General features: G+C 50.7%; 4 protein-coding genes and 1 tRNA gene. 3 read left to right on the forward strand and 2 right to left on the reverse strand.

The window, feature by feature from the left end:
* Positions 1-158 precede the first annotated feature (158 nt).
* Both murB and birA read left to right on the forward strand, forming a co-directional pair.
* Positions 159-1,187, forward strand: a complete 1,029-nt coding sequence (gene murB, locus GV764_RS13530; protein WP_161660616.1) for a UDP-N-acetylmuramate dehydrogenase — start codon at positions 159-161, stop codon at positions 1,185-1,187.
* Complete coding sequence (gene birA, locus GV764_RS13535) at positions 1,184-2,146, forward strand: bifunctional biotin--[acetyl-CoA-carboxylase] ligase/biotin operon repressor BirA (RefSeq protein ID WP_161660617.1); 963 nt, start codon at positions 1,184-1,186, stop codon at positions 2,144-2,146. Before murB ends, birA begins: the two co-directional genes overlap by 4 nt.
* Positions 2,147-2,172: 26 nt before the next feature.
* Here the strand turns inward: birA and coaA are convergent, their stop codons facing one another.
* On the reverse strand, positions 2,173-3,129 hold the full coding sequence (gene coaA, locus GV764_RS13540) for a type I pantothenate kinase (protein WP_201743191.1): 957 nt from the start codon (positions 3,127-3,129) through the stop codon (positions 2,173-2,175).
* Positions 3,130-3,317: 188 nt separating this feature from the next.
* Positions 3,318-3,866: a GNAT family N-acetyltransferase gene (locus tag GV764_RS13545; protein WP_161660619.1), complete on the reverse strand. Its 549-nt coding sequence runs from the start codon at positions 3,864-3,866 to the stop codon at positions 3,318-3,320.
* A gap of 307 nt (positions 3,867-4,173) precedes the next feature.
* On the opposite strand from GV764_RS13545, the gene GV764_RS13550 reads away from it, so the two are divergent.
* Positions 4,174-4,249: transfer RNA gene (locus GV764_RS13550), tRNA-Thr, on the forward strand.
* Positions 4,250-4,289: the final 40 nt, after the last annotated feature.

The raw sequence follows: 4,289 nt of genomic DNA on the forward strand, positions 1-4,289 counted from the left end.
CGGATGGGCTTTTTGCTGTCTGCGATCCAGAAAACTTGCCCGGACGCCCTTGCCAACGCTCTGAAACCTGCCTCAGCTCTTCACCAATCAAACCATGATACAAGCCTTACGCCGCGCGATCGGGTAAACTAGCGGGATCGTTGTATCAGGAAAAAATCATGCGTACTTCCCTCAAACCTTTTAACAGTTTTAATCTGGAATGCAGCGCTAAAAAGCTGATTGAGGCGACGACACCCGAGTCGTTACAGCAAGCCTGGCTTGAGTCCGCGCGACAGGGCGAACCGGTAATGATTCTCGGAGAAGGCAGCAATGTTCTTTTTCTTGAAGACTTCGACGGCACGGTGATTGTTAATCGCATTGCGGGCATCACCATCACAGAGACAGATCGGGCATGGCATATTCACGCGGGGGCAGGGGAAAACTGGCACAAACTGGTTGAATACACGCTCGACAAAGGTATGCCAGGACTGGAAAATCTGGCTCTGATCCCCGGATGCGCGGGTTCGTCACCAATCCAAAACATTGGTGCTTATGGTGTGGAGCTTAAGCACGTTTGTGAATACGTCGAATGCATCGAACTCGAAACGGGCAATATTTTACGCGTCCAGGCGGCAGACTGCCGCTTTGGCTACCGTGACAGCATCTTCAAGCACGAATACCAGAACCGCTACGCAATTACCGCAGTAGGGTTACGCCTGAACAAGCGTTGGATACCTGTCTTGACCTACGGCGATCTGACCCAGCTGGATCCTGCTACTGTCACACCGCAAAACGTCTTTGATAGTGTTTGCCATATGCGGCAAACAAAACTGCCCGATCCTCGCGTCCAGGGTAATGCGGGCAGCTTCTTTAAGAACCCTGTCATCAGTGCGGAGCTGGCTAGCCAACTCATTGAGCACTTTCCCCGCATGCCAAATTATCCGCAGGCTGACGGCAGCGTTAAGCTCGCTGCAGGCTGGCTAATCGATCAATGTCAGTTAAAGGGCTACCAGGTGGGCGGCGCAGCCGTGCATCGCCAGCAGGCACTGGTTCTGGTTAATGTCGATCACGCGAAAAGTGATGACGTTGTACGCCTGGCGCATGATGTGCGACAGCGCGTAGGTGAGCGATTTAACATCTGGCTTGAGCCGGAAGTGCGTTTTATTGGCCGGACCGGTGAAGTGAATGCCGTGGAGAAAATTTCATGAAGGATAATAAAATACCCTTAACGCTTATCTCTCTGCTTGCTGATGGCGAATTCCACTCGGGCGAGCAGCTGGGCGAAAAATTAGGGATGAGCCGTGCTGCGATTAATAAACATATCCAGACGCTGCGCGACTGGGGTGTGGATGTGTTTACCGTCCCGGGAAAAGGGTATAGCCTTCCCGAACCTATCCAGTTGTTGGATGAGTCTTTAATTCTAAGTCAAATTGATGCTGGCTCGGTCAGCGTATTGCCGGTTATCGATTCCACCAACCAGTATCTACTTGACCACCTGGCAAGCCTCTCTTCCGGCGATGCATGTATTGCGGAATATCAGCAAGCGGGTCGTGGCCGACGCGGTCGTAAATGGTTCTCGCCGTTTGGCGCTAATCTCTATTTATCAATGTACTGGCGCCTTGAACAAGGGCCCGCCGCTGCGATCGGCTTAAGTCTGGTTATTGGCATCGTGATGGCTGAGGTTTTGCACGAGCTGGGTGCCGATCAGGTACGCGTGAAATGGCCGAACGACCTTTATCTCCATGACCGTAAACTTGCCGGGATTCTGGTCGAGTTAACCGGTAAAACCGGCGATGCTGCGCAGATTGTCATCGGCGCGGGCATTAACCTGGCGATGCGTCGGGTAGAAGAAGAGGTCGTCAACCAGGGCTGGATTAACTTACAGGAAGCAGGCATTCATATCGATCGTAATAAGCTCGCGGTCCGGCTTATTAATGAATTGCGCAACGCGCTTAAAATCTTTGAGCAGGATGGGCTGACGTCGTTCCTGAGCCGTTGGGAAAAACTGGATAATTTTATTCATCGCCCGGTGAAACTGATTATTGGCGAGAAAGAGATTTTTGGTATTTCCCGGGGTATTGACGAGCAGGGCGCATTATTACTGGAGCAGGATGGCGCGATTAAACCCTGGATTGGCGGGGAAATCTCATTACGCAGCGCAGGATAAGAAAAAGGGAGCCTGGCTCCCTTTTTTTATTTCCGTAATCTGACGCACTCAACCGCGTGGTCGGCGCTCTTGGTCATTATCAGACTGGCACGTTCGCGAGTTGGTAGGATATTTTCTTTAAGATTCAGCCAGTTGATTTCTTTCCATAGCTGTGTGGCGACGTTAACGGCCTCTTCTTCAGAAAGTTTGGCGTAATTGTGGAAATAAGAGTCCGGATCGGTAAATGCCCCTTCGCGGAATTTTAAGAAGCGGTTGATATACCAGGTCTGTAATAGATCTTCCGGGGCATCGACATAAATAGAAAAGTCGACGAAATCAGAAACAAATACATGATGCGGATCGTGAGGATAATCCATGCCGCTTTGTAATACATTCAATCCTTCAAGGATTAATATATCCGGCTGGGTCACAACTTTATCCCCATCGGGGATAACATCATAAATGAGATGGGAATACACCGGGGCCGTCACATTCGGTACGCCGGATTTGAGATCGGACACAAATTTTACCAGCCGGTGCATATCATAGGATTGCGGAAACCCTTTCTTCTTCATCAGATTCCGGTCTTTAAGTACCTGATTAGGATGAAGAAAGCCATCGGTGGTAATTAATTCAACGCGGCGATGTTCCGGCCAGCGCGACAATAGCGCCTGAAGCACGCGCGCCGTGGTGCTTTTGCCTACGGCAACGCTGCCTGCAATGCTGATGATATAAGGGATCCGCTGCCCGTTAGTGCCTAAAAACTGTTCCAGCACCGCCTGGCGGCGAAGATTCGAGCTGATATAGAAATTTAATAAGCGCGACAGCGGCAAATAAATCTCAGCCACTTCATCCAGCGAGAGATCTTCGTTAATACCTTTTAAACGTGCGATTTCGCCTTCAGTTAAGGTCATTGGGACTGAGTCACGAAGCGCAGCCCACTGGCTCCGGTTAAACTGAAGATAAGGAGTCATTATTGTTTGCTCTGTATTACTTTTCAGCATGTGTTTGCCTGTCATTGCGGACAAGAATGAACGCTCTGGCTGGTTCGTTTCATTTTATAAACGGCCAGTGACACGCCATAGATATCTGTTTCAACGATGGGCAGGAGGGTAACACCAGAATGCAAAGAATAAGAAGAAAAAATCAAAAGGAGTGATGCTTTCCAGTGAAAGCATCACGTTTGTCCGCCTTAACTCGCGACGACGCGGGGATGCGGATTCATCGCAAACAGGCGTTTGTAGTAAATAACGGCAGAGTGGCAATAGCCGTCGCCAGAACAGACATAATCCGGCATTTCCCCCAGGCAGCGATACCCTACCGCTCGCCAAAAGGCTTCCGCTCGCGTACCGGCCTGTACATCCAGATAAAGCAACCCGCGCCGGCCCTGAGACGCCGTCTCTTCTACCGCCTGAATTAGCCTCTTGCCCGCTCCCAGACGGCGAGCGCGGCGATGCACCATCACGCCTTTAATCTCGGCGCGATTCAAACCATCGGAGTCTGCACACAAATCCAGCCGGGCGTACCCCATCACGCCCCACTCATCTCTGGCAATCCATATCAGGGTTTCCTGTTTGCTTAACGCATCGCGAAGGCGATAAAACGTGCTTTCCGCTTCTTCCCGACTAATGTGTTGGTGATAGCCTGGCAGACTGCCGTCAGCCAGCACGTCTAACAGCACAATAGCCAGTTCCCGACAATAAACGGGGAGTGTGGATGCGTTTAAGGCGATAATTTTCACAGCGGCACCTCCGGATCACAGGACACAAGATAACAATGCAATATGTGATCCAGGGCGCATAAAAGCGTTAAGCGCGTTAAACGAGCCAAATTTGCCCTATGCATGCTTCATCGAAATGCGAATATCAGCTGGTTATGCACAATCATTGTGCGTCCTGACGGGCAAATCCTGATTATTTCTTACGCTTCGCTGGTCAAAATAGTGTCAGAAGTGACGGGCTTAGTTCAAAATGTGAGCGGTAGAGCGTTTTATGCAATTTTTTTGTTGCATGCAGGCCCGGCAGTTCCTAGAATGCGCGCTACTTGATGCCGGCTTAGCTCAGTAGGTAGAGCAACTGACTTGTAATCAGTAGGTCACCAGTTCGATTCCGGTAGCCGGCACCATCAAGTACCCGGTGGGGTTCCCGAGCGGCCAAAGGGAGCA

This window comes from Atlantibacter hermannii, from assembly GCF_009907385.1.
GTDB classification, from domain to species: domain Bacteria; phylum Pseudomonadota; class Gammaproteobacteria; order Enterobacterales; family Enterobacteriaceae; genus Atlantibacter; species Atlantibacter hermannii_A.